Here is a 26,535-nt window from a genome sequence, read left to right as displayed (position 1 = left end):
GATGGCCTCCTCCAGGGAAACCATCCTTATTGTTCAATAAAAATTACAGCTTAAGCAGCTCTTCGAACGTCTCCGGTGTCAGCAGGTTGCCGACATAGAACGGGCCGAACTCACCGTAACGGGCGCTGACTTCGTCAAAGCGCATCTCGTAGACCAGCTTCTTGAACTGCAGCGCATCTTCGGCAAAAAGGGTTACGCCCCATTCCCAGTCGTCAAAGCCGACGGAGCCGGTGATGATCTGCTTCACTTTGCCGGCATAGCCGCGGCCGATCAGACCGTGCGAGTGCATCAGCTCCCGGCGTTTATCCATATCGAGCATATACCAGTTATCGGCCAGCTCGCGCTTCTTGTTCATCGGGTAGAAGCAGATATGCTTCGCCTGCGGCAGAACCGGCTTCAGGCGTGCCGCCACATGAGGGTTCTGCATCGGATCACTGCCGTCTCCGGCACTGCCGCCTGCAGCGTAGTTGCTCAGCTCGACGATACTGACATAAGAGTAAGCTTTTGTGGTATATTGGGCGAATGCAATTTTGTTAAATGCAGTTTCCAGGGCGTTCAGTGCTTCCAGGCTTTCCCGCAGAAACATCATCACGAAATCAGCTTTCTGGCCGACAATGGAATAAACGGCAGTGCTTCCTTCTTTGGCTTCCTCTACCGGTCCCCAATCCTCCATGAAGGCATGCAGCTCTTCCAGGGCTACTGCGCGCTCCTCGTCATCGGCGGCTGTCCAGGCCTTCCAGTCCAGTGAGCGGAAGTCATGCAGGGCATACCAGCCTTCCAGGGTCAAAGCGGCTTCGTTCATGTTCTCACTCCTTAAAAGTTTTACGAAGCATAGGCTCCGTAGAATGCACTTCGTGTAAAACTTGCTTCGAAAGCATACGCTCAGTTTTACGAAGCATGGGCTCCGTAGAATGTACTTCGTGTAAAACTTGCTTCGAAAGCATCAAGCTCTAGCGTAAAATCCGGTTCCAAAGCATACGCTTCTATGTATGATCCGGTTAATCTATATGCATTGTATCGCAAGCGGACGGCCAAGAGCAAACGCTAAGCCGCGGATTTGCCTGAAAGCGGATTCGAATGGCAATAATGTTCATTGCTTCGCTACATTTTTTCTAGTAAACTTACTATTAATCAGGTTTTGGTGTGCGGTTCTTTATAGAGAGAGGGGATGGCGGTACGATGGGATTTATTCCTGTATTTGTTCTGGCCGTGTTGTTCTTTGTCATGATGTTTGGCATCGGCTTTATCCTTAATATGTTAATGAAGACCACCTGGTTTCCCGCCTACCTGTTCGTAATTGTGATCCTGCCCGTAGTGGTCTACTCCATCTGGGACAGGAACGCCATGACCCTCTGGGAGCATCTGGGCAGCTTCCATATTGTTGATTACCTGACCGGGATTGCCGGGCTCGGCGGCGCAGTGCTCAGCGGCTGGACGATCCAGAAGCTGCGTCTGGGCGGCTATAAGATGTTCTAAGTATCGAGATTATGCTGAAAACGGCTGCTATTCCTGCTAGGGGACGGCGAAGCCGTTTTTTCTATTAAAAATACTTCTACGTCATCAATTTTCCGCTATAGTCAGCAAGATTTCAAAAGTTGTCGATTATAGGCTGAAAACAGGGTTATTTGGTTCTTTTTTTACATTTCCGGCCGGGTGTTTTGTGATAGAATAGAAATCTGCATGAATTCGTGTAAAAAAGGGGGAGTTAACCGCAGATGCGCATGAGTAACCTGCATCATTTCACCGAACATCACCGGTACTGCGTTTCCCGCGAATTCGGTCTTAGCCATGTAGATTCACGTATGCTGGGTTCCGTCTATCAGCCGATGGTAGGAGCCTTTGCGATCAGCCTGTACAGGCTGCTGTTTGAGCATATTCCGGCTGAATCGATCGGCTATTCTGCTGTAGAGCAGCAGCGCAGGCTGTTTATGACGCTTGGCGTTGAACCGAACGAGAAAGGCCGTAAATATTTAGTGGACCAGGCTTCCCTGCTTGAGGCGGTAGGCCTGCTTGCAACCTGCCGGATGTATACGCCGGAGAATGATGATTACCTGTATGAATATGAGCTGCTGCCGCCGCTTACGCCGGCTGACTTTTTTGCGACCCAGCACCTGACACTGCTGCTGCGCGACAAAATCGGCAAGTTCGCCGTCCTGTCGCTCCGGGAGCAGTTCTGGAGCCGGGAACCGGAGGACTGGAGCCGCCGTGCTGCCCATAAAGAAAATATTTCCCTGCCCTTTTATGATATCTTCCAGTTAAATACGCATGTAATCGATTATGAGCTGGAGCAGGCGCTGGCTGAAGTGGCTACGGTGAAGCAGCCGGGCATCAGTCAAAGCAGTGAAACGGCTATCGGGTATAGCGACATTATTCTGCGCTTTCCGCGCGAGTCTGTGAACCGGATGCATGTCGAGAAGCTGCGCTTTGACCATGCCCAAATGGGTGTGATCAACTATGTGGCCCGCAAATATGATCTGGGACCGCAGGATCTATGCCGGCTGTTGGATGAAGACGGAATGTTCACGCCGGACGGCGAGGTGATTCTGGATACGCTGCAGTACAGGGCAAGCCAGCATTTCCGCCAGGATATGAAGCGTCAGGAGAAGCGGGAGATCGCTGCGGCCAAGGTAGTGTCGCTGCGTGCAGCGGCGGCGGGAGACCATGAAGAGCCGGTGATTCCGCAGGAGCAGCCGGTGGAGATGGAATATTACGTTGAGGTTCCTCCGCAGTTCCTGTCCAAATGCGATATTCACCAATATAATATGATGCTGCGCAACGAGCCTTATACACGGCTGCTGCAAACCTTTTTTCCGGGTGCGGTTCCGGGCCAGCTGATGGATATATTCGAGAAAATTGATCTGAACTACAAGCTGAGCGGTGAAGTCATCAATGTGCTGATCCATTATCTGATGACAATGGTGGCTTCAGGCGGAGAACAGCGGATGAACCGCAATTTTGTAGAGGCGATTGCCTCCAACATGCTGGTCAAGCAGGTCAATACCTACGAGAAGGCTGTACGGTACATCCGTGACCAGTCCAAGGTTAAAGGGAAGAGCGCTGCCTCCGGCGCGGCCGGAGCAGCTTCCGGAACGCGTCAGCGTTCGTATAATAAAGGCGGCGGCCGGGCCGCGAAGCCGGAGATTCCGATTGTTACGGACGACGGGAACGCCGGTACTGTATCGGAAGAAGAATTCGCGGCGATGATGAAGAAAGCGGCCGAAATTAAGGCCAGCAAGAAGAAGGGCGCCCTGAGGACGCCGTAAAGAAAGCGAGGTGCAGCAATGGAGTCGATGGGCGAAGTGCTGCGTTCGATGAACAATCCGGCCCTGCGCCAGCGTTCCCGCGATCTTCAGCAGAACCTGCTGAATGATCCGCTGGTCAAGCAGCTTCAGGCTGAGCACCCGGAGCTGGATGATTCGCGGCTGAAGCTTCATATGAGCCGGCTGTTCCAGTATGTGCGGGAGAGCCGCAATTGTGCGAACTGTCCGGGCCTCGAGCATTGCCCGAATGATTTTCAGGGCCATTACAGCAAGCTTACGGTAGAGAATGTGAACGGCTCGCCGGATTTGTTCGAGCGCAAGACAGCCTGTAACCTGAAGATCGCCCAGGACAGCCAGGACAGCATCCGCAGACGGATCCGCAGCTTTTATGTGGATGAACGCGTGCTGAACGGCGGCTATGATGAGATGGATATTATGGGCAAGGACCCGCGCAGGGCTTCTGCCGTGAATAAAATTTTTGATTATATTACCGGTGTGAAGGAAGACGGTCTGAGTCCGCAGGGGATCTATCTGCACGGCACCTTCGGCACAGGCAAAACCTTTCTGATGTGCTACCTGCTCCACGAGCTTGCGGTTGCCGGGTACAGCGGCGTCATTGTCTATATGCCTGATTTCATTGAGGACCTGAAGTCGATTATGCTGGACGGGCAGAAGCTGAAGGAAACCGTGGACACGCTGAAGAACTGCGATTTGCTGATTTTTGACGATATCGGTGCGGAAAATCTCAACCCGTGGGCGCGTGACCATGTGCTGGGAGCCATTCTGAATTACCGGATGAACCGCAAGCCGACCTTCTATACCTCAAATTATCCGCTGGACGGCCTGGAGAAGCATCTTAGCTTCACCAGCAAGGACGGCGAGGAACAGTACAAGGGACAGCGGCTGATGGACCGGATTGCTCCGTTTGTGGATGTGATTCCGCTACATGGGGAGAATCAGCGGGGCAGAAACAGATAGGCTGCGTTATAACAATAAACAAACAGCGGTGCAGGGACGAGGGGGTCCTTGGCACCGCTGTTTGTTTTTAGTCTTTTACATTAATGTGCCGGGCATAGCATTCGTGCTTGTGTTATTTTTCTCTGTCTGCCGCTCCCGCAGTTTCTGGCCCCGGTGGAAAAAGGGATAAGCAATAAAGGTAAGCAGCATGAGAATGCTGAAAATAAGCGGGCCTTGATCAAAGCCCAGCGTTTGCAGCAGGATTCCGCCTAACCAGGTGCAGATGCTCTGTCCGATAAAGGCGAATCCGCTGGCCCCGTAATAAGCGCCTCTCAGATTTGCCGGAGCGATTTCGCCAATCAGTACATCTCCGATCACAAAGCAGAGAATCTCCCCGAGCGTGAAGACGATCATTGAGAAGGCAAGCAGTATGATTTGGTCAAAGGCTCCCAGCCCAAGCAAACCGAGCCCAAAAAATAGACATCCGGCTTTTAGGGCAGTCATTGAGGAAAACCGCTTCATAAGTTTTGCCAGCGGATATTGCAGCGTCACTACAGACAGTGTATTGATTACGAACAGTATTGAGTATGTCCCAATCCGCTCATGGCCGATATATTGCGATAAAGTGGTATCCAGATGGGAGTATGCTCCAAAAACAAAGATATTGCCGATCAGAAAGTAAAGGAATACTTTATCCGAAATAATAATTCCAATCATTTGTTTAACCGTTACCGAACCGGAATCATTTCCGGCTTCCGGCTTATATTTGATGCTGAAGATAATCAGGACAACGGCGTACAACAAATAAATAGCCGCGCTTAGCATAAAAGGCAGCAGGGAGGAAGAGCCTCCGATCCCAAGCTTTAATCCTAACAGCGGTCCGACAGCCCCGCCGACATTTATGGCGAAATATCTTGCGTTAAATACATCTGTCCGGCGCTCCTCAGGTGTCACATCAGTGAGCAGAGCCCGGGCAGTCGGTTCGAACAAGCTGCGGAACAGTCCGTTCAGACCGCTCAGCAGGAAAAAGAGCCAGGTCGCATCGGCAAAAGCGAAGCCTAGAAAAACGAGGCTCCATAAAGCCATCGAACCAATCATCACCGGGTACCTGCCGATGCGGTCTGAGAGTGCTCCGCCGACAAAGCTCCCCCAGGTTCCTGCAAATAGGCTAAGGGCCAGAATAGCGCCGATGGTTGCCGGGTCGATGCCTTTTACTTTTCCCAGATAGATGCCGAGAAAGGGAATTGTCATGAAGAAGCCGGTTCTGGAAAGGAAGGTTCCAAGGATCACGCCCCAGGCTACCGGATGAAATGGGGCTTTGGCTGTTGGTTGTTTCCTGTCGGTTGTCATTCTCATCATCCTTTTTGTTGTTTGAATTAAGTATAGCTGCCCAAAAGAGGATGAAAAGGGTACAATAAGCCCGAGAGAGATCACCTTTTATTTACGGAGGAAAGCTTATATGTTGACGGTGGCCCTGCATTTTTTGGAGCTTCGCTGTGCGGCTAAAGATTATGAGACAGGAGAACCGTTTTTAATTACTGTTGAAAAGCTTGCGGGGACCTGGCACTGTACGCCGCGTTATGCCAAGCAGATCATCCGGACGCTTAGCGGCATGGCCTGGATTAACTGGCAGCCGGGATTAGGCCGCGGTCACTCCTCCATTCTGACACTGCTGGCTGATTCCGATGCCATTCTGCTGCAGGAAGTAACACTTAAGATGGAGCAGAACGACGTGGATGGTGCTATGGAACTGATGAACCGGTTCGGTGGGCTTGCGGCCAAGGAACAGTTCAGGGACTGGCTGTCGCGGAGAATCGGCTTTTCAACACAGGTTGTGCAGGAAGCTGAGCAGGATACGCTGCGCTTTCCGGTATACCGGCAGATTTTTACTCTGGACCCGGGTCAGGTATATTATGCGTTTGATTGTCATATGGCGGGGCAACTGTTTAACACATTAGTGGAATATGACCAGGCAAGCCGGAGAATAGAACCTTGTATAGCCCATTCCTGGGAAAGCAGTGATGATAACAGGGAGTGGACCTTTCATCTGCGAAAAGGTGTGCTGTTCCACCACGGTAAGGAGCTGGTTGCCGGAGATGTCTTGTTCTCACTGAATAGGCTTCGCCTGCAGCCGGAGAGCTATGAGGGAGCCTGGATGTTTCAGGATATTGATAGGATCGAGGCGCTGGATGCCAAAACCGTCCGGATCCGGCTGCGGGAGCCGAATTATTTATTTCTGCGCTTTCTCTGCACCATTCCGGCGAGCATAATACCTGCAGACATGGGCGGATATGCTGAAACGAATTTCGCGGTCCGTCCGGTGGGTACAGGGCCATTTCGGATTGAGCGTCATCGTGACGGGATTTGTGTGCTGGAAGCTTTTGCACAGCATTTCCGGGGGCGGCCGCAGCTTGACAGGGTTGAAATTTTAATCTTGTCTGGCATGGAAGGGGAGCATTTTCCTGAGCCTGACTGGTCCTCGGTCATGTCCTCACACGGGGATGCTTCTAAGGCATATCAGAAGGTTCTGGAGGAAGGCAGCGGGGATTGGCTGGATCTGGAAACCAGGTTCTCCTGCTGCACTTTGCTTGTATTCAATCAAGGGACAAAAGGCCCGCAGAACCATCCGGATTTCCGGAAAGCGCTGGACCTGCTGATTGACCGGAGTAAGATGATTGATGAACTGGGAGAAGACCGCCTATATCCTGCTTACGGATTCCGTTATCCTCCCAAAGAGCAGGCAGCGGCGGCAAATAACAGCTCTTCTCCGAATCCTTTGGTGATCCGCGAATTGCTTGCAGCCGGGGGATATTCAGGTGAGATACTCAGGTTACATGTAAATTCCTTTCACTGCCGTGATGCGGTTTGGATTCAGGAGCAGGCCGGGAAGTTTGGTATCAAGGTGGAAATTAAAGTCGTTGACCTTTTGGATCAGGAGCTGGACGGGGAACCATTTTCACAGTATGATGCAAGGTTATTTGGAAGCGTGCTGGGGGATGATGAAGTGAGTGAAATTCAAATGTATATGCAAAAAAATTATTTACAGCCCGCATTTGATACCAGGATGTCAGAAGCTGTGCAGCAGACTATAAATGCGATCTTCAGGGAGCCGGGCGAGCATGGACGCCTTAAGGGTCTGGCAGAGCTGGAAGCGTTGCTGCGGGCTGCGAATTCAGTCCTGTTCCTGGTTCATAAGAAAAACAACACTTCCCACCATAAAACAGTCCGGGGAGTGTCCATCAATGCTTACGGTTGGCTGGAATTTCATAAAATCTGGTTTCAGCCGGCCGGGGAACGTTGAAGAAAAAGGCGGGGACACAAAAGCCCGGTGCTCCCGCTAGGAACTACACAGGAACTGCCGGACTTTATGCGTCATCAGCCGTTAATCGAGAAAGACAAACTTGACTATCACCATTCCAAAGAAAACCAGAGTCATGAAGCCGGTCATTCCGAAAAAGCCGGTCAGTAAATCACCCAGATCGTTGCGGGGTTCCTCGTTAACATGCTCCCGCGGGTCCCGTGTCTTGGCATTGATCTCCATTGCTTCCTCCTCCTTGCCTTGCAAGACTGCACAACAATAGGTTACAGTAATACATGTGAGAGAAGTCATTGACAATAAATGCGTTTTCTTAAAGTATACGAAGTCTCATGAGCGTTGTAAAGAAGTGATATCTGTTAAATAATTGATTTTATACAATGTAATTGTCTAAAACATTTCCCAAAAGCACAGTATCTATGTTATACTTGGGATGTGTCGGTAAATGGTAATCTGGTTATCATATTACATGAAGCATTTTTTCCAGCTAACATTACGGAGTGAATTCGTTTCGGCTAGCGCACGCTATAGAGGCGTATGCAGCTCCGCAAAATTAAAGGAGGAACAATATCATGGCTATCGTAAACGTGTCTGACCAGTCCTTTGTAGGCGAAGTTGAAGGTCAGGGTACTGTAGTAGTAGATTTCTGGGCACCTTGGTGCGGCCCTTGCAAAATGCTTTCCCCGATCCTCGAGGAATTGTCCGCCGAGCTGGGAGACAGCGTAAAAATTGCCAAGCTGAATGTTGACGAGAATCCGGAAACGGCTTCCCGCTTCGGCGTTATGAGCATTCCTACCCTGATCTTCTTCAAAGACGGTCAGCCGGTGGATAAGGTTGTCGGCCTGAACTCCAAGGATTCCCTGAAGAACATCGTAGCTAAACACCAATAATAAGTAGTTATCACTACTGAATAAGATCTGAGTACAAGCGCCTTCGGTTTATCCGGGGGCGTTTTGTGTGTTAAAATTACTGTAGTAAGCAGTCCCGCTGACCCGGGGAAGCTTCATGAATGTGCAAGTGACAGGTGGGGGAGAAATTATGGATTATAGCGATAATATCCGCAACAAGCTGGCGCTGCTGCCGGATCTGCCCGGGTGCTACCTGATGAAGAATGAAGAGGGCACCATTATTTACGTAGGCAAGGCCAAGGTGCTGAAGAACCGCGTCCGCTCTTATTTTACAGGCAGTCATAACGGCAAGACCCAGCGTCTGGTCGCCAATATTGTTGATTTTGAATATATAGTTACTTCCAGCAATATGGAAGCGCTCATTCTGGAGTGCAATCTGATCAAGAAGCATATGCCGCGTTACAACGTGCTTTTGAAGGATGACAAGACGTTTCCTTATCTCAAAATAACGAACGAAGCGCATCCGCGCCTTGAAGTCACACGCCGGGTGCTTAAAGATAAAGCCAAATATTTCGGGCCGTATCCGAATTCCTATGCCGCCCAGCAGACCAAGAAGCTGCTCGACCGGATGTATCCGCTGCGCAAGTGCGGTGTGATGCCGAAGGAGGTCTGCCTCTACTACCATATGGGCCAGTGCCTCGCCCCGTGCGAGAAGGAAGTGCCAAAGTCTGCTTACGATGAGATTATCCGCGATATTTCGGCTTTTTTAAGCGGCGGCCATGAGGCGGTCAAAAAGGATCTGCAGCAAAAGATGCAGGAGGCGGCTGAGGAGCTGTACTTCGAGCGCGCCAAGGAGCTGCGTGACCAGATCATGCACATCGATGCCCTGATGGAGAAGCAGAAGATCAACACCGCAGATACGAAGGACCGCGACGTATTCGGTTATGCGGTGGACAAGGGCTGGATGTGTGTGCAGATTCTGTATATGCGCCAGGGGAAAATGATTCAGCGGCACTCGTCTGCATTCCCGTTCTACGGGGAAGCATACAGCGATTTCATGTCGTATGTAACGCAGTACTACAGCGAGAATCCGGCACTGCCGCAGGAAATTCTGCTGCCGGAGCTGGTAAGCGAGGGCACCGAGAAGCCTTCGGCTGCTTCCGCCGGAGCTGCAGTGGCCGCGAGCAGGCTGGCGGCGGCTGTGGATGATGAGGATAGCGAGGAAGCCGGTGAGTCAGCGGCTGCCGGGGATATGAGCGAGCAGGCAGGGACTGCGGAGGATGCTGCTGCGCGTGAAGCTGCTGCTGCAGAGGCTACTGCAGTCGGCCTGGTTGACCCGGCCGGCGGGGCGGCTGCCCTGCAGGAATGGCTGGGCCTGAAGGTGCTGGTGCCGCAGCGCGGGCTGAAGAAGCAGATGGTCGGCATGGCCTGCCAGAACAGCCGGGTCGCGCTGGATGAGAAATTCCGGCTGATCGAGCGGGACGAGGAACGGACCTCCGGGGCGTCATTCAGCCTGGGCCAGAGCCTGGGACTGGAATCGCTGAACCGGATCGAAGCGTTCGATAACTCGAACATCCAGGGTACCAATCCGGTCTCGGCGATGGTCGTGTTCATTGACGGCAAGCCTGCGCGCAAGGAATACCGCAAGTACAAGGTCCGCACCGTACAGGGACCGGATGACTACGAAACGATGCGCGAGGTTATCCGCCGGCGGTATGAGCGGGTGCTGAAGGAAGACCTGCCGCAGCCGGACCTGATCGTGGTCGACGGCGGCAAAGGGCAGATTTCCTCGGCGATTGATATTCTGCAGAATGAGCTGGGGCTGTACATTCCGGTCTGCGGTCTGGTCAAGGATGATAAGCATAAGACGGCGCAGCTCCTGATCGGCGACTCCGCCGAGCCGGTTCCGCTGGCGCGGGACAGCCAGGAATTCTACCTGCTGCAGCGCATCCAGGATGAGGTTCACCGCTTCGCGATTACCTTCCACCGCGAGCAGCGCGGCAAATCGATGGTGACCTCGAAGCTGGATTCGATCCCGGGCATCGGAGAGAAGCGCCGGAAAGCGCTGCTGAAGCATTTCGGCTCGCTGAAGAAGATCAAGGAGGCCTCCGTCGAGGACTTCCGCGTACTCTCCATAGGCGAGAAGCTGGCCGGGCAGATCCTGGCTGCGCTTAATGATGAGGAACCGGCCGTGGAGGCTGTTTCGCTCGGTGAGGATGAGCAATAATATGTATTTATTGGGCTGGCCCTATGGGGCCGGCCTTTTTTTATGCTGCGGCTGGCGGAAGAGCTGAGCGGCTATAGGAGTGGCAAAAATGCCCTTGATTTCGCTCCAAGTGGTGAAATGGGCGAAATGAAAGGCAAAAATGCCCTTGATTTCGCTCCAAGTGGTGAAATGGGCGAAATGAAAGGCAAAAATGCCCTTGATTTCGCTCCAAGTGGTGAAATGGGCGAAATGAAAGGCAAAAATGCCCTTGATTTCAGCCCGGAGGGTGAAATGGGCGAAATGAGAGGCAAAAATGCCCTTAATTTCGCTCCAAGTGGTGAAACGAGCGAAATGAAAGGCAAAAATGCCTTTGATTTCGCTCCAAGTGGTGAAATGGGCGAAATGAAAGGCAAAAATGCCCTTGATTTCAGCCCGGAGGGTGAAACGGGCGAAATGAAGGGCAAAAATGCCCTTAATTTCGCTCCAAGTGGTGAAACGAGCGAAATGAAAGGCAAAAATGCCTTTGATTTCGCTCCAAGTGGTGAAATGGGCGAAATGAAAGGCAAAAATGCCCTTGATTTCAGCCCGGAGGGTGAAACGGGAAAGGAAGGGCAAAAATGCAGAAGCCGGCCTGAGTGGCAAACTTACAGGAAAATAAAGGGTATTGTAAATTGAGCGGAAATATTTATATATACAAACAATAATCAAATCAGGAGGTTACTTATGGACTACATATTGCTGCTTCCAAACTTTTTGATGGAGGTATTTACGATAGTGGTAGCGCTGGTGATTTATGACCGGTTTTTCAAGAGCAGATAAACGGAGGCCCCGCAAGCCAAGAGTATCCCGCAAGCCAAGAGTATCCCGCAAGCTAAGAGTATCCCGCAAGCCAAGAGTATCTCGCAAGCCAAGAGTATCCCGCAAACAAAGAGTATCTCGCAAGCTAAGAGTATCCCGCAAGCCAAGTGTACCCCGCAAAAAAAAGATGCTCCCGGCTGCTATATCAGCAGCCTCAGGAGCCCCTTTTTATTAACGGAAATCTAGCCCTGCGGGCTGGAGCGGCTCGTCTGGGCCTTGCGGGTCCTTGCGGCCGTTCCGGTCCGGCGGATTGAACCGGTAGACGATATAGCCGACAATGAGCGGCAGGAGGATGGTGACAGTACCAGCGGCTACATTTACACTCTCCCGCATGAAGATCAGGGTCATGCCGATCAGGATGCTGTCAAATACGACGTGGGCGAACATGACGGCGATAAAGCCGTATCGCAGGAAAATATAGCTGAACAGCAGCCCGATGACGGTCAGCTCAATCGGCCTTGAGATAACCGGATAGATCGGGTACAGGGTATGCCCGAAAGCCCAGATCAGTGTGGTGATCAGGGAGGCGACCAATGTGTTTTTGACGAGCTTTTTGAGCATCCGGATGCCGAACAGGCGGTAGACCGCTTCCTCGGACAAGCCGGCAAGCCAGGCAACAATTGGCATCAGCAGGGCGTACCTCATATTATAAGGTGACTGGCTGGCGTCTGTTGTGGACCAGTTATCCAGGGTGAACGTCAAAATAATAAACATAATGGTCTGCACACCAAGCAGGATAAGGGCCCAAACATAACCGGCGGACATGCTGTCCAGCACATATTTGCCGTACCCCGGCTCTTTGGCGCGCGGCCACGGGTTCAGCCCTTCCTCCTTGCGCCACAGCCCGTTGCCCCCGACGAGGGAGAAATAGAGCAGCGACGACATCAGCAGGCTGTAAAGGGCATAGATAATAAACATAATTACAGAGGTTATTCGGGCCTCAGCGGTGTCGGAAACCGGCTCAGGCAGCATATTATAGGTGCTGATCATCATAATGGTAAAATGGATCGAGCTTAAAGTGATGCCGCGTACAAAAGAAGTGTGACTGCGCCGCAGAATGCTGAAGATCAGCGCCAGCAGGCCGAGCGCCAGCGTCGGCAGGGCATAGCCGAACAGGGTCAGCTTCGTAGCCAGCGATTTCTGGTCCTCCACGTAGGAGTCATGCCAGGACGGGGCGGAGAATCCGGCGCGGAAATAAGACAGCTCCCCGTCCAGAAAATGAAACTGGTAGCGCAGAGCAGCTTCTCCTACATTGACGGAGCTGTCGGAATAGACAAGACCGTAGCCATCGGAATCTGCTTCAATCTGCAGCTTGGCGGGGTTTGCTCCCCATAACTGCAGCCAGGGTCTGGCGAGGGTTTCCTTTTGCTGCAGGCTGAGTCCGCCGTTCACGCTGCTGTCCAGATAGACGCCTTTCGAATTCCCGGGTGACGGAGGATCGCCATAGTCCCTTCCGTCACTTGCATGGGCATATCCGCCCAGGGCAAAGGCGGTAACCTCGCCTGTATACATATTGAGGTCAACGGCAAGAACGGGATCGGCTTCACCGTCAGTATAAAGAACCGCATGATAGACGTCGAACGGATACCGCTGATCCAGTTTATTGTCACTGTAGCTCTGCAAGAGCTTTTCCTGCGACATATAGCCGTAAAAGGAGGAGTCGGTCTGGTAGCTTACTGTCCAGTGATCCTGGTCTGTCTCCGGATGGCCGAGCTGCTGTGCTGCGAATGCGGCCGCTTTGTCGCGGGCTTCAGTCTTGCTGATCGTGGATGCCGATCCCCCGCTGTAAAGCTGGGGTATAACCTGGAACATAAGGAAAACGATAAGACCGATTATACCGGCGAAAATAAGTCTTTTGGTAAGGGGCCGCTGCTGTAAAGGCTGGCCGACGGAATTCATGAAACGCCTCCTTGCATGGATTCATTTGTAGTATGCATATTCTGTTTCATTATACGGGACAGGCCTGGCAGTTACAAAAAATACCTGTTAGAAGATGCCGGCTTATCTAACTTTACTTTTACGTAAACGAGCCCGGGCTTATGCCTGCTTTTTCCCGGCAGGCCGGCTGAGGCTGAGGTGATAATATCTGGCGCCTGCCGGAATACAGCAAAATGCTGCAGGCAATCCGATCAGGGCGATCCAGCCAAGCAGACTCCAGTCGGGCAGAATCCCGGTGTGCAGCTCAGCAGGCAGAAAAATGAATTTATTCAGGAAAACACCGCCCATAAGCCCTAATAAAGATACCGGGAACATCAGAATACCCAGCACCGGTGCTTTCAAAGTATAGTATTCCAGCTGCAGCAGACACAGTATGACAGTTAACGCCAATACATAAAACAGGAAGAAATATAACAGCCAGATCAAGGTTTGAGACCAGTCCTGCAGCCCGGTATTGCCGGCAATCAGGGCGGCGACGCTGCCGGCAACGGCCGAGAGCAGCAGGATACCCATAATCCGCATCGCAGTAGTCCATACCACAGCCGCACGGCTTAGCAGCAGAGCCAGCCGGCTCTGCGGAAAGCTCAGCAGCCAAGGTAATTGTTTGCGTTCGCTGCTGCTGCGCAGGAGAACCCAGACGCTGCTGAAGGTAATCACCAGCCCAAACAGTGATCTCATGAGAGACAGAACTACGGATTCCACGTTTGAGGCAATGCCGAAGTAAACAAGAGCTGCTACCATGGGCGGAACAGCGAACTTCAGGCTGAGTACAGCCGGATGCTTCTCTGTCCGGCGTGTCCGGCCGGCATAGAGCCGGTACAGCATCATGAATGCGGAGGTACCCTTCTGCAGGCCGGCATTCCGGCTAATCCGGAGCGTCCCCGATCTGAAACGGCGTGAAGCTCCGGAAGGACTGGAAGCACGGACTTCCTGCCCTTCCGCTCCCAGGCCCCTGGCGGCAACCAGCAGCATCAGCAGGTGGCCAAGCGGCCAGCCGGCAGCGGCTGCTGCAAGTGAAGCATACAGCATAAAACCGGGTGAGCCGGGGCCTGCTGCCTGCACACCGGAGTACCCGGTGCCATAAATGCCGTCAGCTATAAACGGTGACATCCATAATGCAGTGTACGGAATGAAGAGCAGGAGCGCTAATTTGGCCGGCTGCAGAAACAGGCTGATTGCGAGTCCGAATATCACGGCAAGCGGCAGAAAAATCAGAATGAACAGCGTATATGCCGCAACCAAATAGAGAAGTTCAGGCATGGATAACGGCGGATACCAGCCGCTGCGGACAGAATAGAGATATAGCATAACGGCGGCCAGGAGAACCGCAAGCGTCAGCTGAAGGCTATGTCCGAGCAGACTGATCATTTTGGCATACAGCAGCTTCAATCTGGAATGGGGAAAGGAGAGCATCCAGTCGCGGGAGCCGGCATTCATAAAGCTTACCATACTGATTGCCGAAAGGGCTGTCACGGCTGACCATACCAGCAAAGCGGCGTAGATGAAGGGGGTTCGTTCCGATGATCTGGAGCCGGGAAGGTAGATGCCAATTAACACCGTGCCGATGACCAGAATCAGGGCTGTCAGCAGCCTGTAATGTTTACCAAGTCTTGAAAGGTTATAACGGCTGTACTCCAGCCGGACCAGCGTCTTCATCGCGCTCATGCGAACACTTCCCTGTAATGAGATTCGACCGATTTGCCGGAGCGGCGCAGCCTATCTACCTCTTCGATGCTGCGGATCGTTCCTTCGCCGATCAGAATCAGCCGGTCGAACAGCAGCTCCATTTCCCGGATGTCGTGAGTGGCAATCAGAAAGGTGCGCCGGCCGTCGGCAAGCTCGCCGACTACAGCGGAAGCAATCCGTTCGCGGGAGAGGAGATCAACACCGGTGAACGGTTCGTCGAGGATAATCAGGGGTGCTTGGCGGGACAGGCAGGTCAGCAGCTGCAGCCTTGCCTCCTCGCCGCGTGACAGGGAAGAGATGGCCGGCTCCAGAGAAACATTGAGCTCTGCCTGCAGCTCCAGCGCCTTGACCGGGTCCCAGTCCGGGTAGATTCCGGCGGCAAAATCCAGCCATTCCCTGACGCTCAGCCAGCCGGGCAGATTGCTGCGGTCCGGCAGGAGTGACAGCTTGCCGAGCTGTTCTATACCCGCCGGCTGGCCAAAAATCCGTACCGAGCCGGTGTCCGGGGCGGCCAGTCCGGCGATAATCCGCAGCAGGGAGGATTTGCCGGCCCCGTTAGGGCCAAGCAGGCCGGTCAGGCTGCCCTGGGGAATATCGAAGCTGATGCCATGGAGAATGCTCTTCTTTTTTCGCGTAAGCCCGAGTCCCCGGCACTCTACCGCCGCCGGCCCTGCAGGCGCCTCCATACTATAATCATAGACTGTCATGTGAATCCTCCTTATCAAATTCCAGCAATTGTGCGGCTGTGAGGCCGAGCTTTTCGGCAGCCGCCTTAAATTCCTTGATTGCCTTGCGCATAATATCTTTACGTGCCTCGCCAATCACAGCTGCATCCCTGGTGACAAAGGTTCCCTGCCCGCGGTAGGTAACAATCAGGCCCATGCGCTCCAGCTCCTGATAGGTTCTGGCTGCGGTGGTAGGGTTGACGCCCCTGCCTGCTGCAAGCTCTCTTACGGAGGGCAGCCGCGAGCCGGGCGGTATATGTCCGCTGACAATTCTTCCTTGTATAGCCCAGGCAAACTGTTCGTAGATTGGCAGTGAGGGGTTGATCTGAAACGGTTCCGGCAAAAGCTCAAAGGACTGATCCATGGAATACCCCTTCCTTCCCTGACTGATTCCTGAGGTCATGTGTATGGAGGATAACCATACACTTTGTAATTGGAGTGTACCACTACACACCATACAATTTCAAGCGGAATTAATCACATTGAAAAATCAGGCTTTGTGATGTTGGACAATAACGTTTATAATTTGTATGTTTATCGGATCGCAAATCCATTATTATTGCTGTCATGAAGCAAGTGAAAGGATGAGCCGTTTGGCCCCGCCGTTTCCGGAATTACCTAAATTTAAATTTTTTAAGCTGTCACCGCCCCAGATTCTGGTGGGTGGCTTTGCCTCAGTCATCCTGATTGGAACACTGCTCCTGATGCTGCCCTTTGCCAGTGCATCCGGCCATTCCCTGAGATTTATAGATGCGCTGTTTACGGCAACCTCGGCAACCTGCGTAACCGGGCTGGTTGTAGTGGATACGGGCACCCATTTCAGCGTCTTCGGCCAGATTGTTATTCTGCTGCTGATACAGATCGGCGGCCTCGGCTTTATGACGATGGCTACTCTGTTCGCGCTGCTGCTCAGGCGCAAAATCTCGCTGCGCGACCGGCTGATTCTCCAGGAGGCGATGAACCAGAGCTCGATGGAGGGGATTGTTCGGCTGATCCGCAGAGTGCTTGTCTATTCACTGGTTATTGAGACAGGCGGTGCGGTTCTGCTCACGCTCCGCTGGGCGGCGGACATGCCGCTGGGCCGTGCGTTGTATTACGGTGTGTTTCATGCCGTTTCCATGTTCAATAATGCCGGATTCGATCTGTTTGGGGATTACCGCAGCCTGACCGCTTATGCCGGTGATTCTGTAGTGAATCTGGTTGTCATGCTGCTGATTGTGTCAGGCGGTATCGGGTTCATAGTGATGGCCGATCTGATTCAATACCGCAAAAGCCGCCGGCTGCAGCTGCACAGCAAGGTCGTTCTGTCGATGACAGGGGCGCTGATCCTTATCGGTGCAGTAGTAATTTTTGTGTTCGAGTTCACCAATACCCGTACACTCGGTCCTCTTAACTTCGGCGGCAAAATCTGGGCCTCATTCTTTCAGGCGGTAACACCGCGCACAGCCGGGCCCAATACGGTAGACATCGCCGGCATGCGTCAGGCCACACAGTTTTTTATCATTATCCTGATGTTTATCGGCGCCTCCCCGGGCTCCACCGGCGGGGGAATCAAGACGACCACCTTTACGCTGATGATCGGGGCGGTTGTCTCCATGCTGCGCGGACGGGAGGATATTGTGCTGTTCCGTTACCGGCTGGCCCAGGAGCGGGTGTTTAAGGCGTTGACGATTACGCTGCTAGCCCTGCTGCTGATTGTCACTGTGTCGATGGTCCTCTCAACTACAGAAGGGCGCCCGTTCCTGATGATTCTGTTCGAGACCACATCGGCGTTCGCGACCGTCGGGCTGACGATGGGGCTGACGCCGGAGCTGTCTGATGCCGGGAAAATTCTGCTCTGCCTGACGATGTTTGCCGGAAGGCTTGGTCTTTTGACACTGGCCTATGCACTCGGTCCGAAACAGGGTAAACCATTGTATAAGTACCCGGAAGGTAAAATGATCATTGGATAAGGGGTTAAAGTGATGTTAAAAGCACAGCAGTTTGTTGTGATCGGCCTCGGCCGTTTCGGCTCCAGTCTGGCGCTTGAGCTGATGGCTATGGGCTATGAGGTGCTCGGAATCGACCATCTGGAAGATCGTGTGGAGGAAATGAACGGGCAGCTGACCCATGCGGTCATGGCGGATGCGACGGATGAAGGCATCATGCGTTCTTTGGGTGTTCGCAATTTCGACTGCGGGATTGTTGCCATCGGGGACAATATGGAGCGGAGTATTTTGACGGCGATTCTGCTGAAGGAATTGGGCGTAAAGCAAGTGGTTGCGAAGGCGATTACGATCCTCCACGGGCGTGCGCTATCCAAGCTCGGCGTGGACCGGGTTATTTTTCCGGAGAGGGATATGGGCATCCGTGTAGCGCATCAGCTGGTTACTCCCCATCTGCTGGATTACATCGAGATTTCCAAGGACTACAAGATCGTCGAGCTGACCGTTCCCTCCTGTATGGACGGAAAAAGCCTCTCTGAGCTGAACACCCGTGCCAAATACGGCTGCAGCATTATCGCCCTCAACCGCAAAGACGGAATTATCGTTGCCCCTACGGCCCATGATTATGTAAGCCAGGGAGATATTATGGTTGTCATCGGCTCCAACGAGAGCATCGAGGAGTTTGAAGATGGGGCGGTTAACGCGGATTAAAAGAAGAATAGAACAATAACAAGGTTATTGAATACTGTAAGCCCGGACTCCCGTCCTGGCTTTTTCATTTTACCGGCCAATTATTAACGGCTTCGAATACCGACGAATAGGCAGATTTGATATTAGCTGTAAGCAACATCCTCAAGAATAAACGGCACATAGGATTTCTCCGACTCGATAAAAAAGAACGGAATACCCGCGCTCTGATACACCTCCGTATACCGGGCATCCGCAGCTTCAGATAAATGCTCCTTCATAATGAATACAGCGTCATATTCGGCTGACAGTGACCGGCTGTTATCGTATATCTCATCCAAGGTAACAGCAGAGAACACTACCTGCCGTTCTCTGACGGACGGGGCTTCTCCTATGACGGCTACATTCAAGGCCTTGCCTGCATAAAGAGGGGTGTCTACGGAATCGGACGTGGTGTCCAGAACCAGGGTACAGCCTGCCAGCATAAGTGCAGCCATAAGCATCAGGGGATATATAAATTTCACGTTACAAGCTCCTTTCTGCTAGTCAATTGTTATTAAATAATAGAGGACTTCTACCGGCATAAAAAATAAAAATGTCACAAATGGATAATATTAATTGTTTCTAGAAGATGTCCGTTTCCAACATTTGAATGATTTTATAATTGGTATTTATTTGTTTTCAAAAAATTATTTCGAGAAATTTCACTGAAGATATATATTAACTGATTCTTGTAATGTTAAAATAACTGTAAGCTTGCCAATGTTTAACGGTTTCCACAATATAACTTGTAAGCGTTTAAAATTTCATCTAAATTAAAGTAGGGGGAAGTAACATGAGCTTGCGTTTTGATTTTGGACCTGCCGGAGCAGCAGAAGGATATACCAAAGTGTCCGCTGCAGACAGCTACGATGCCGGAAAAGGGTATGGCTTTACAGATGTGTCACAAGTAACGGAGCATGTCCGGGGGGAAGAGCCGCTTGCCGGAGATTTTGTTATACCTTTTAATACGGCGTTTGTGGCGGACGTGGAAGACGGGAACTATATTGTCTCTATTCTTACAGGGGATGAGGCGGCGCCGTCCTGCACGACATTGAAGACTAACGGTGAAAGGCTGATTCTTAACAATTACCGCACAGTCACCGGTCAGGTCTCCCGTGAGCTGTTCGGTGTTAACGTGCGCGGAGGCCAGCTGAAGCTGAGATTCGGCGGGGTTGCCCCAAGGATCAACGCACTGGAAATCACGAAGACAAGTGAGCAGATTACGGTATATCTGGCCGGTGATTCAACAGTGACGGATGTCGGCGATGAAAAAGGCTTTCCATTCTCCGGCTGGGGGCAGATGCTCCAATACTTTTTCAAGCATGATGTTGCGGTTGCCAATCATGCTGTGGGAGGCCGCAGCTCCAAAAGCTTTATCGGGGAAAACCGGCTTCAGCCGATTCTGGATGAGATTAAGGAAGGCGATTATTTGTTCATCCAGTTCGGGCATAACGACCAGAAATGGGATGAGGCCCGCCATACTGATCCGCTCACAACCTATCCGGAGCACCTGCGCCAGTATATCGAAGGTGCGCGGGCCAGGCAGGCGATCCCTGTGCTGGTCACTTCTGTGCACCGCCGGTATTTCGATGCTGCAGGCAAGCTGACGGACACACACGGAGCCTATCTGGAAGCCGTAAGAAAGCTGGCTGAGGAGGCAGAGGTTCCGCTGATTGACCTGGCCGAGAAGAGCAGACGCCTGTTTGAAGAGGCTGGACCGGAAGCAACCAAGTCGATTTTTCTGTGGGGAGCGCCCGGAGAATGGATGAATCATCCCGGCGGTACCGTTGACAATACACATTTTCAGGAGCGCGGCAGCCTGCGCATAGCTGAACTGGTGGTTCAGGGAATAAGGGAGCTTGGACTGCAAAAGCTCATTATGTTCCTCAGATAGCTGCTGTGGTTATCTGCAGGGATTAGAGATTAAGGGGGGCACACTATGAAAAAAATACCGATGATGCTGCAGCTAGCGTTAATTCTGTTCTGTATCATGGCCATTCCGACGGCCATCCTTACCTGGTACAGCGGGTCGCAGATTATTGAAAACTCAGAGGCAGCCATCGGGGAATCAACGCTTGCCGGACTTAATGCCAACCGCAAGCTGAATGAGAATGCACTGGCCAGTATGGCACAGGACACGTCTCGTCTCGCGGCAACAAGTGTTTTTGACGGGATACGCAGCTTCGAGACGTACGACGAGATTAATTCCAGCTTTAATAATTACAGCCTGGGCAAGACTGTAACGAACGAACTGCTCAATCTGAACCGCCGGGTAGACGGTGTATCCTCTTCCTACTTTTATCTGGAGGGTTCCGATTATGTAGTCTCTACGGACAAGAGTGTGACCAAGCTTGAACGCTATGAGGCGATGGACTGGGCGAAGGAGGCCCTTGAGGATCAGAGGGGAATAAGCGGTGTATGGGTTCCCCGCAAGCTGGAGTCGGGCGAGAATGTCGTTTCCTATGTGTATCCGCTTAACCGGCTGTCCTCCAACACACACGGAATGATTGTAGTCAATATGAAGGAAAGCCAGATCGGCAAATACCTGAATGCCACAGAGGTCGGTAACAGCAGCAATCTGCTTCTGGATGCAGACGGCAAGGTGATCTCCTTCAATGATAAATCTCTGCTGCTGTCAGACGGCTTTGAGCTGCCGTATCTCCGGGAATTGCTGGATCAGAATATTAGCGAAGGCTACACGTTCCGGGAGCTGGACGGCAAGCGGATGGTCTATGCCTGGAGCCGCTCAGATGTATCCGGATGGTGGAATGTCAGCTGGAGCTCCCTGGACGAGATGATGGCTGACTCCCGGGATATGCAGGGGAATATTATTCTGCTTACCGGCGCCATTATTTTGCTTGGAACCTTACTGGCTATCTTTTTTGCCACCTGGCTGTCCAGACCCCTCCGGCAGCTGGTGCGGACCATACGCTCCAAGAGCGATTTGAACGTGGCAGGCAAAAATGAGCTGGCCTTCCTGGACATGGCCTTCAAGCGGATGCAGGAGGAGGAGGAGAGCCTGTTCCAGCTGCTGCAGGAGCGGGAGCAGGATACCCGCAGCCTTGCGGTTCACCGTCTGCTGCGCGGAGAAATTCCGCCGCGGATTACCGAGGTGTTCCCTGAAGCCTATTACCGGGTAGCCGTAGTCTCGATCGACCGGTACAGGGTTTATGTCGGCAATACCAATGTGGAGACCCGCAGCTACCACCGTTACCTGCTTAATACCAAGTTCGAGAGCCTGTTTCCTGAGGGGATTCTGGCAAGCTCTGTTTATCATAATGACGGCTGTATTGTCATTGTGCTGAATTTTGCGCCTGACGTGGATGAGACGGGCAGAGAGCAGCTGCATCAAGTGCTGCAAATGATCCGGGATGAAGCGCTTGCACTACTGGAGCATACCGTTACAATCGGAGTAAGCGATGTGGCGGATGCGCCGGAAGTAGTGGCCGAGCGGCTGTTTGAAGCAATGGAGCTGATCAAGCAGCGGATGATCAACGGGGCCGGAAGCATTATGTACTGGGAGGATGAAGAGGAGCACAGCCGCAAATATATCGACTTTGACTGCAGCGAGCGGCGGATTCTCAATTTCCTGGATGCCGGCAACCTGGAAGGGATTTTTAAGGAGCTGCAGAATATCCGCAGCCAGATCAGTGCGGAAGAGAATATTTCGTATGATAATATTATGTTCATCTATCACCAGCTGATGGGTGCCACGATCAAGCATCTGCGTGAGAATCATATCGGTACCGGAAGAATGATTGTGGGGAAGGGCAATATCTACAGTATTCTGGCTGCTATGGATACGCTGGATGAGCTGGAGGAATACCTGCATGAAATGTTCCGGGAAATTGTCCAGAGCCTCGATCACAGTCCCGGCGAAACCAATCACGGGGAGCGGATCGTTCAGTATTTGAAGGAGCATTACCGTGAAGAAATTGTATTCGAGGATATGGCAAAAGAAATCGGGATCAGCTACTCCTATATGCGCAAAATTGTGTATGAGCAGACCGGCAAAAGCATGATCGACTTCCTGAACCAGCTCCGCATCGAGAAGGCCAAGGAGCTGCTGCTGGATACCGACCTGACCATTAAACAGATTGCCGCAGAGGTAGGATACTATAATCTGCAGAGCTTTAACCGCTTTTTCCGCAAATATGAAGGTATGCCGCCGAGCAGCTACAAGTCGGCCAAGAGCAAGGGCTCCTAAGAGCCCTCTCGGGGCCGGCAGCCGGCGGTTTTTATTTGTTTACCTGTTAATGAAAGCGTTTTATTTTTGGGAATGCCTATCATATTTGATTATGAACAAGCTGTAAAAGCCGATAATACCGCGCTCTAATCAATTTTGATGGGGATCATCAATACTCATGATTTTCAAAATCTGATAATCGGGATACATTGGATTCACGCCGGATCACACAGCCGGCCACAAGATAAAAATGGTGCAGGGGGTGAGACTTTGAAAGCTGCAAGCGCTTCACAAACCAATCAGGCCCTTTTATTAAGAAAAAAATACGGGCCGCTCTATTACTTGCGCCGTGACTGGCAGCTGTATCTGCTCGTATTATTTCCGCTAGCTTTTGTAATCGTTTTCAAATACATGCCGATGACCGGGCTTGTAATCGCTTTTAAAGACTACAAAATTGCCAGAGGCTTCTGGGGGAGTGAATGGGTAGGCTTCGAAATCTTCCAGCAGATCTTCTCCAAGCCTGATTTCACAAGAGCTGTCCGCAATACGCTACTGCTCAATGTGCTTGACCTTATCTTCAGCTTCACGATGCCGATCATTCTGGCGCTGATGCTGAATGAAGTGAAGAGCGTCAAGTTCAAACGCGTCAACCAGACGCTGCTGTATCTGCCGCACTTTCTGTCCTGGGTCATTATCGGGGCGATCGCCTACCAGCTGCTTAGCGAAGGAAACGGTGCCGTCAATAATCTCATTGAACTGATGGGCGGAACAAGAATCCCGTTCCTTCAGGAGGATACGAACTGGCTGATCAGCTATCTGGCCATCGGCGTATGGCACAGTATGGGCTGGGGCACGATCATCTATCTGGCTGCAATCAGCGGGATTAATCCCGAAATGTATGAAGCGGCAACCGTCGATGGAGCAGGACGCTGGAGAAAGGTCTGGAATATCACCCTTCCTTCGATCCGGGCAACCATCGTAACGCTGCTGATCATGAGTCTGGGGAAGGTCATGGACGGCTCATTTGAGCGGATCTGGTCCATCCAGAATAAAGCGACCACTGAGTTCACGACCACCATACCGGTGCTGGTATACCGCTGGGGGATTGAATCCGGTAACTTTAGCCGGGCAACAGCAATCGGGCTGTTCCAGTCCGTAATCGGCATTATCCTGGTAATATCGGCTGACCGGATAGCCAAGAAGCTTGGCGAGGACGGAATCCTATAGAAAGGAGAGGAACCATGAAAGCATCAACCGTAAATCCTGCCGCACCCGGCAAGGGGCGCATAGATATTTATGATCTGCTGATCAAATTCGGCCTGATTGTTGCTTCGCTGATATGCCTCCTGCCGTTTGTGCATGTGGTTTCCAAATCCCTCAGCGCAGACTCATTCGTCATTGCCAATAAGGTGTTCCTATGGCCGAGGGGCTTCACTCTCGGAGCGTACGCTAAAATTTTTGCCGATGCCAGTATTCTCCGGTCCTTGTACATCTCAGTAATTGTAACCGTACTATTCACCATTCTGGGGATGTTCCTGACAATCTGTGCAGCTTATCCGCTGTCCAGAGCCCAGTTTAAAGGCCGCAGGGTGATTACCTTCATCTTCCTGTTCACAATGTATTTCAGCGGGGGCATTATCCCGGATTATATGAACATCAACAATCTGGGTCTGATGGATACAATCTGGTCGCTGGTTCTGCCGCTCTCCTTCAGTGTCTTTAACCTGCTGATCATGAAGACCTCTCTTTCGAGCAGTATTCCTGTCAGCCTGGAAGAATCTGCGCGGATTGACGGCGCCGGACACTTCCGGATTCTCTGGAATATAGTGATTCCGCTCTCCAAGCCGATTATCGCGACGCTGTCCCTTTTCTTCGCGGTTGGACGCTGGAATGCCTATCAGGATGCGTTGTTCTATATCAAGCATGCGACCGATCTGCGGCCGCTGCAGCTCAAGCTGTACTATCTGGTCATTCAGGCCAGTGAAAGCTTCCAGCTGGAAGCAACCACGGTAACACTCAGTAATCCTGAGGTTCTGAAGGCATCAGTCGTTGTGTTTGCTACTTTGCCTATTCTGTGTGTATATCCCTTCGTCCAGAAATACTTTGTACAGGGTGTTATGCTCGGAGCAGTCAAAGAGTAATTATATGTTCCACAGCAGTACTACTTCAATACGAAAACTATAATTGGGGGAATTGCGATGAACAAAAAAGGGTACGTATCATTATTGATGGCCTCGGTCATGACGGCCGGCATGCTGGCCGGATGCTCCGGCAACAACAATAAACAGAATGCCGCGGCCACTAACAGCCCTGCAGAGACAGCGGCAGCTACAAACGCTGCTGCCGAAGGGAAATACCCGGATTATTCACAAGGCTTCAAAGACAAGGTTACCCTTGATATCCCTGTCTATGAGCGTGCATTTGAAGGCTGGAATGTAACAGACAACTACTACACCCGCTGGGTTCAAAAGGAATTCGGCGACAAGTACAACATCGACGTTAACTTCATTCCGATTACCCGCAAGAGCGAAGTTATCGACTTTGAACAGCTGCTGGCGTCGCACAAAGCTCCGGATATCATTTTCCACTACGATATGCCGCAAGCGCTTACTTACTACGGTGAAGATGTTATGCAGCCGCTGGACTGGGCCGAAATTGAAAATTATGCACCAACGTACTGGTCCAGCATGGGTGAGACCATCAAGCAGTATGGTATTGTTGACGACAAGAACATTTTCTTCTACGCAGCGCGTCCTGAAGCTGACAACTTCACTACTATCATCCGTAAGGACTGGGTAGAGAAGGTGGGGATGAAGGTTGAGGATCTGACATCCCTTGAGAAGTACAATGAAATGCTCGTGAAATGGAAAGAAGCCGGACTCGGTGTGACCGGCGGCAGCTTGACTGCCAACAGCTTCAACTATAACTATGCATTCCGTGACTGGCCGATTGATGCCAACTACCGTGCACTGTATTCCGACCTGAGCGTTGCCGACTTCACTACTGCTGATACTGAGCGCTGGCTGCGCAACCTGAACTATCAGTACAATAACGGCCTCATCGATAAAGAATTCTATCTGCGCACCGACGAGCAGAAGATTAAATCGGAATTTGTTTCCGGCAAAACAGGTACCTTTGGCCTTTATCTGACCAATAATACGGATGTTATTTCCGCAACACTGGCCAATGATCCTAACGCTGAATTCGCTGTTGTGCCTCCATTCGCAGGTGTTCCTGAAGGCCGTCAGCCGCAAGGCCGCGCATACTGGCCGTTCGGCTTCATCATGGGGATCAACTATGAAACCAGTGACGAAGAGCGCGCTGCAGTGTGGATGTACCTGGAATGGCTGAGCCAGCCGGAGAACCTGTTCAAGTTCCAGAACGGTGTTGAAGGCGAAAACTATACGCTTGATGCTGAAGGCATTGCTGTTAAGAATCCGGATTTCAAAGGTGAATCTGTACTGTCCCAGAACAACAACAAAGACTACTGGGGTCTTGTAACAGAAATCGCCCAATACCCAGAGCCTGAAAAGACACTCAAAGCGAACCTGCGCAACTGGGCACCTGCCGGCTATGAATATCTGGCTGATGATCTGGTGAAATACTATAACGAAGTAGCTGAATTCCGTACACCGGATGCTATGTTCACTACTGTACTTGAGAAAGTTAACGAATACAAAGCAGACCTTAATACCCTCTTCCAGGAGCTGTATGTGAAGATTGTACTGGCACCGGAAGCTGACTTTGACGCCAACTATGAAGCAGCGAAGAAGACTTACCTGGATGCAGGCTATCAGGAAATCCTCGACGAGAAGCAAAAAGCAATTGATGCAGGCCAGTTCCGTTAATCCGGGAGTACCCCTGTATAATTAAACAGCGCCACAGTTAAACCGTCCCCGGC

At 51.8% G+C, this 26,535-nt stretch carries 22 protein-coding genes; 14 read left to right on the top strand and 8 right to left on the bottom strand.

Annotated features, from left to right (window positions below; translation table 11 throughout):
* Window positions 1-43: 43 nt before the first annotated feature.
* Window positions 44-802, bottom strand: coding sequence for a hydrogen peroxide-dependent heme synthase (gene hemQ, locus AC4G46_RS26710; RefSeq protein WP_491125372.1), 759 nt, complete (start codon window positions 800-802; stop codon window positions 44-46).
* A 377-nt stretch (window positions 803-1,179) separates the two neighbouring features.
* On the opposite strand from hemQ, the gene AC4G46_RS26705 reads away from it, so the two are divergent.
* The 3 genes from AC4G46_RS26705 to dnaI all read left to right on the top strand — a co-directional run bounded on the left by AC4G46_RS26705 (window position 1,180) and on the right by dnaI (window position 4,238).
* Complete coding sequence (locus AC4G46_RS26705; protein ID WP_068726482.1) at window positions 1,180-1,476, top strand: YuiB family protein; 297 nt, start codon at window positions 1,180-1,182, stop codon at window positions 1,474-1,476.
* A gap of 239 nt (window positions 1,477-1,715) precedes the next feature.
* Entirely contained in the window at window positions 1,716-3,263 is a 1,548-nt protein-coding gene (locus tag AC4G46_RS26700; RefSeq protein WP_491125371.1) for a replication initiation and membrane attachment family protein, read from the top strand.
* 18 nt (window positions 3,264-3,281) lie between these two features.
* A complete protein-coding gene (gene dnaI, locus AC4G46_RS26695; RefSeq protein WP_491125370.1) occupies window positions 3,282-4,238 on the top strand; it encodes a primosomal protein DnaI in 957 nt (318 codons plus the stop codon).
* Between the two features lie 75 nt (window positions 4,239-4,313).
* Here dnaI and AC4G46_RS26690 read toward each other — a convergent pair whose 3' ends face one another.
* Window positions 4,314-5,576, bottom strand: a complete 1,263-nt coding sequence (locus AC4G46_RS26690; RefSeq protein ID WP_491125369.1) for an MDR family MFS transporter — start codon at window positions 5,574-5,576, stop codon at window positions 4,314-4,316.
* Window positions 5,577-5,676: 100 nt separating this feature from the next.
* On the opposite strand from AC4G46_RS26690, the gene AC4G46_RS26685 reads away from it, so the two are divergent.
* Window positions 5,677-7,518 (top strand): SgrR family transcriptional regulator, encoded by a 1,842-nt coding sequence (locus AC4G46_RS26685; protein ID WP_491125368.1) that lies wholly within the window; start codon window positions 5,677-5,679, stop codon window positions 7,516-7,518.
* An 81-nt stretch (window positions 7,519-7,599) separates the two neighbouring features.
* Here the strand turns inward: AC4G46_RS26685 and AC4G46_RS26680 are convergent, their stop codons facing one another.
* Window positions 7,600-7,758 carry a YqzM family protein gene (locus tag AC4G46_RS26680; RefSeq protein WP_491125367.1) on the bottom strand — a complete coding sequence of 53 codons (159 nt, stop codon included), beginning with the start codon at window positions 7,756-7,758 and terminating at the stop codon, window positions 7,600-7,602.
* A gap of 347 nt (window positions 7,759-8,105) precedes the next feature.
* Here AC4G46_RS26680 and trxA point away from each other — a divergent pair, with 347 nt between their 5' ends.
* The 3 genes from trxA (at window position 8,106) to AC4G46_RS26665 (ending at window position 11,262) form a co-directional block, all read left to right on the top strand.
* Entirely contained in the window at window positions 8,106-8,423 is a 318-nt protein-coding gene (gene trxA, locus AC4G46_RS26675; RefSeq protein ID WP_039876829.1) for a thioredoxin, read from the top strand.
* Window positions 8,424-8,571: 148 nt separating this feature from the next.
* The gene (uvrC, locus tag AC4G46_RS26670; protein ID WP_491125366.1) at window positions 8,572-10,608 is read left to right on the top strand and encodes an excinuclease ABC subunit UvrC; all 2,037 of its coding nucleotides are present in this window, start codon (window positions 8,572-8,574) and stop codon (window positions 10,606-10,608) included.
* A 42-nt stretch (window positions 10,609-10,650) separates the two neighbouring features.
* Window positions 10,651-11,262 carry a hypothetical protein gene (locus tag AC4G46_RS26665; protein ID WP_491125365.1) on the top strand — a complete coding sequence of 204 codons (612 nt, stop codon included), beginning with the start codon at window positions 10,651-10,653 and terminating at the stop codon, window positions 11,260-11,262.
* 354 nt (window positions 11,263-11,616) lie between these two features.
* Here AC4G46_RS26665 and AC4G46_RS26660 read toward each other — a convergent pair whose 3' ends face one another.
* The 4 genes from AC4G46_RS26660 to AC4G46_RS26645 all read right to left on the bottom strand — a co-directional run bounded on the left by AC4G46_RS26660 (window position 11,617) and on the right by AC4G46_RS26645 (window position 16,158).
* A complete protein-coding gene (locus AC4G46_RS26660) occupies window positions 11,617-13,344 on the bottom strand; it encodes a CPBP family intramembrane glutamic endopeptidase (protein WP_491125364.1) in 1,728 nt (575 codons plus the stop codon).
* Between the two features lie 138 nt (window positions 13,345-13,482).
* Window positions 13,483-15,048 carry a hypothetical protein gene (locus AC4G46_RS26655; RefSeq protein WP_491125363.1) on the bottom strand — a complete coding sequence of 522 codons (1,566 nt, stop codon included), beginning with the start codon at window positions 15,046-15,048 and terminating at the stop codon, window positions 13,483-13,485.
* Window positions 15,045-15,776, bottom strand: a complete 732-nt coding sequence (locus tag AC4G46_RS26650) for an ABC transporter ATP-binding protein (protein WP_491125362.1) — start codon at window positions 15,774-15,776, stop codon at window positions 15,045-15,047. Before AC4G46_RS26650 ends, AC4G46_RS26655 begins: the two co-directional genes overlap by 4 nt.
* A complete protein-coding gene (locus tag AC4G46_RS26645; RefSeq protein WP_491125361.1) occupies window positions 15,763-16,158 on the bottom strand; it encodes a GntR family transcriptional regulator in 396 nt (131 codons plus the stop codon). The genes AC4G46_RS26650 and AC4G46_RS26645 overlap by 14 nt, the downstream gene beginning before the upstream one ends.
* 220 nt (window positions 16,159-16,378) lie before the next feature.
* Between AC4G46_RS26645 and AC4G46_RS26640 the strand changes: the two genes are divergently transcribed.
* Complete coding sequence (locus AC4G46_RS26640; protein ID WP_491125360.1) at window positions 16,379-17,746, top strand: TrkH family potassium uptake protein; 1,368 nt, start codon at window positions 16,379-16,381, stop codon at window positions 17,744-17,746.
* A 12-nt stretch (window positions 17,747-17,758) separates the two neighbouring features.
* Entirely contained in the window at window positions 17,759-18,430 is a 672-nt protein-coding gene (locus AC4G46_RS26635) for a potassium channel family protein (RefSeq protein ID WP_068726465.1), read from the top strand.
* Between the two features lie 122 nt (window positions 18,431-18,552).
* Here AC4G46_RS26635 and AC4G46_RS26630 read toward each other — a convergent pair whose 3' ends face one another.
* Window positions 18,553-18,930: a hypothetical protein gene (locus AC4G46_RS26630; RefSeq protein WP_491125359.1), complete on the bottom strand. Its 378-nt coding sequence runs from the start codon at window positions 18,928-18,930 to the stop codon at window positions 18,553-18,555.
* 311 nt (window positions 18,931-19,241) lie between these two features.
* Here AC4G46_RS26630 and AC4G46_RS26625 point away from each other — a divergent pair, with 311 nt between their 5' ends.
* From AC4G46_RS26625 to AC4G46_RS26605, 5 genes are all read left to right on the top strand, one after another.
* The gene (locus tag AC4G46_RS26625; RefSeq protein WP_491125358.1) at window positions 19,242-20,342 is read left to right on the top strand and encodes a rhamnogalacturonan acetylesterase; all 1,101 of its coding nucleotides are present in this window, start codon (window positions 19,242-19,244) and stop codon (window positions 20,340-20,342) included.
* A 45-nt stretch (window positions 20,343-20,387) separates the two neighbouring features.
* The gene (locus AC4G46_RS26620) at window positions 20,388-22,655 is read left to right on the top strand and encodes a helix-turn-helix domain-containing protein (protein ID WP_491125357.1); all 2,268 of its coding nucleotides are present in this window, start codon (window positions 20,388-20,390) and stop codon (window positions 22,653-22,655) included.
* A gap of 249 nt (window positions 22,656-22,904) precedes the next feature.
* Entirely contained in the window at window positions 22,905-23,861 is a 957-nt protein-coding gene (locus AC4G46_RS26615; RefSeq protein WP_491125356.1) for an ABC transporter permease, read from the top strand.
* A 14-nt stretch (window positions 23,862-23,875) separates the two neighbouring features.
* Window positions 23,876-24,775: a carbohydrate ABC transporter permease gene (locus tag AC4G46_RS26610; RefSeq protein ID WP_491125355.1), complete on the top strand. Its 900-nt coding sequence runs from the start codon at window positions 23,876-23,878 to the stop codon at window positions 24,773-24,775.
* A gap of 57 nt (window positions 24,776-24,832) precedes the next feature.
* Window positions 24,833-26,482 carry a type 2 periplasmic-binding domain-containing protein gene (locus tag AC4G46_RS26605; protein WP_491125354.1) on the top strand — a complete coding sequence of 550 codons (1,650 nt, stop codon included), beginning with the start codon at window positions 24,833-24,835 and terminating at the stop codon, window positions 26,480-26,482.
* The last annotated feature ends 53 nt before the right edge of the window (window positions 26,483-26,535 follow it).

The organism is Paenibacillus sp. fava2 (assembly GCF_058313675.1).
The sequence above is the reverse complement of the archived record's forward strand: the minus strand, read 5'-3'. Positions and strand labels throughout refer to the sequence as shown.

Bases quoted from the DNA above. Each gene is read 5' to 3' on its own strand.
- hemQ (WP_491125372.1), bottom strand. From the start codon at position 802: ATGAACGAAGCCGCTTTGACCCTGGAAGGCTGGTATGCCCTGCATGAC.
- AC4G46_RS26705 (WP_068726482.1), top strand. From the start codon at position 1,180: ATGGGATTTATTCCTGTATTTGTTCTGGCCGTGTTGTTCTTTGTCATG.
- AC4G46_RS26700 (WP_491125371.1), top strand. From the start codon at position 1,716: ATGCGCATGAGTAACCTGCATCATTTCACCGAACATCACCGGTACTGC.
- dnaI (WP_491125370.1), top strand. From the start codon at position 3,282: ATGGAGTCGATGGGCGAAGTGCTGCGTTCGATGAACAATCCGGCCCTG.
- AC4G46_RS26690 (WP_491125369.1), bottom strand. From the start codon at position 5,576: ATGATGAGAATGACAACCGACAGGAAACAACCAACAGCCAAAGCCCCA.
- AC4G46_RS26685 (WP_491125368.1), top strand. From the start codon at position 5,677: ATGTTGACGGTGGCCCTGCATTTTTTGGAGCTTCGCTGTGCGGCTAAA.
- AC4G46_RS26680 (WP_491125367.1), bottom strand. From the start codon at position 7,758: ATGGAGATCAATGCCAAGACACGGGACCCGCGGGAGCATGTTAACGAG.
- trxA (WP_039876829.1), top strand. From the start codon at position 8,106: ATGGCTATCGTAAACGTGTCTGACCAGTCCTTTGTAGGCGAAGTTGAA.
- uvrC (WP_491125366.1), top strand. From the start codon at position 8,572: ATGGATTATAGCGATAATATCCGCAACAAGCTGGCGCTGCTGCCGGAT.
- AC4G46_RS26665 (WP_491125365.1), top strand. From the start codon at position 10,651: ATGCTGCGGCTGGCGGAAGAGCTGAGCGGCTATAGGAGTGGCAAAAAT.
- AC4G46_RS26660 (WP_491125364.1), bottom strand. From the start codon at position 13,344: ATGAATTCCGTCGGCCAGCCTTTACAGCAGCGGCCCCTTACCAAAAGA.
- AC4G46_RS26655 (WP_491125363.1), bottom strand. From the start codon at position 15,048: ATGAGCGCGATGAAGACGCTGGTCCGGCTGGAGTACAGCCGTTATAAC.
- AC4G46_RS26650 (WP_491125362.1), bottom strand. From the start codon at position 15,776: ATGACAGTCTATGATTATAGTATGGAGGCGCCTGCAGGGCCGGCGGCG.
- AC4G46_RS26645 (WP_491125361.1), bottom strand. From the start codon at position 16,158: ATGGATCAGTCCTTTGAGCTTTTGCCGGAACCGTTTCAGATCAACCCC.
- AC4G46_RS26640 (WP_491125360.1), top strand. From the start codon at position 16,379: ATGAGCCGTTTGGCCCCGCCGTTTCCGGAATTACCTAAATTTAAATTT.
- AC4G46_RS26635 (WP_068726465.1), top strand. From the start codon at position 17,759: ATGTTAAAAGCACAGCAGTTTGTTGTGATCGGCCTCGGCCGTTTCGGC.
- AC4G46_RS26625 (WP_491125358.1), top strand. From the start codon at position 19,242: ATGAGCTTGCGTTTTGATTTTGGACCTGCCGGAGCAGCAGAAGGATAT.
- AC4G46_RS26620 (WP_491125357.1), top strand. From the start codon at position 20,388: ATGAAAAAAATACCGATGATGCTGCAGCTAGCGTTAATTCTGTTCTGT.
- AC4G46_RS26610 (WP_491125355.1), top strand. From the start codon at position 23,876: ATGAAAGCATCAACCGTAAATCCTGCCGCACCCGGCAAGGGGCGCATA.
- AC4G46_RS26605 (WP_491125354.1), top strand. From the start codon at position 24,833: ATGAACAAAAAAGGGTACGTATCATTATTGATGGCCTCGGTCATGACG.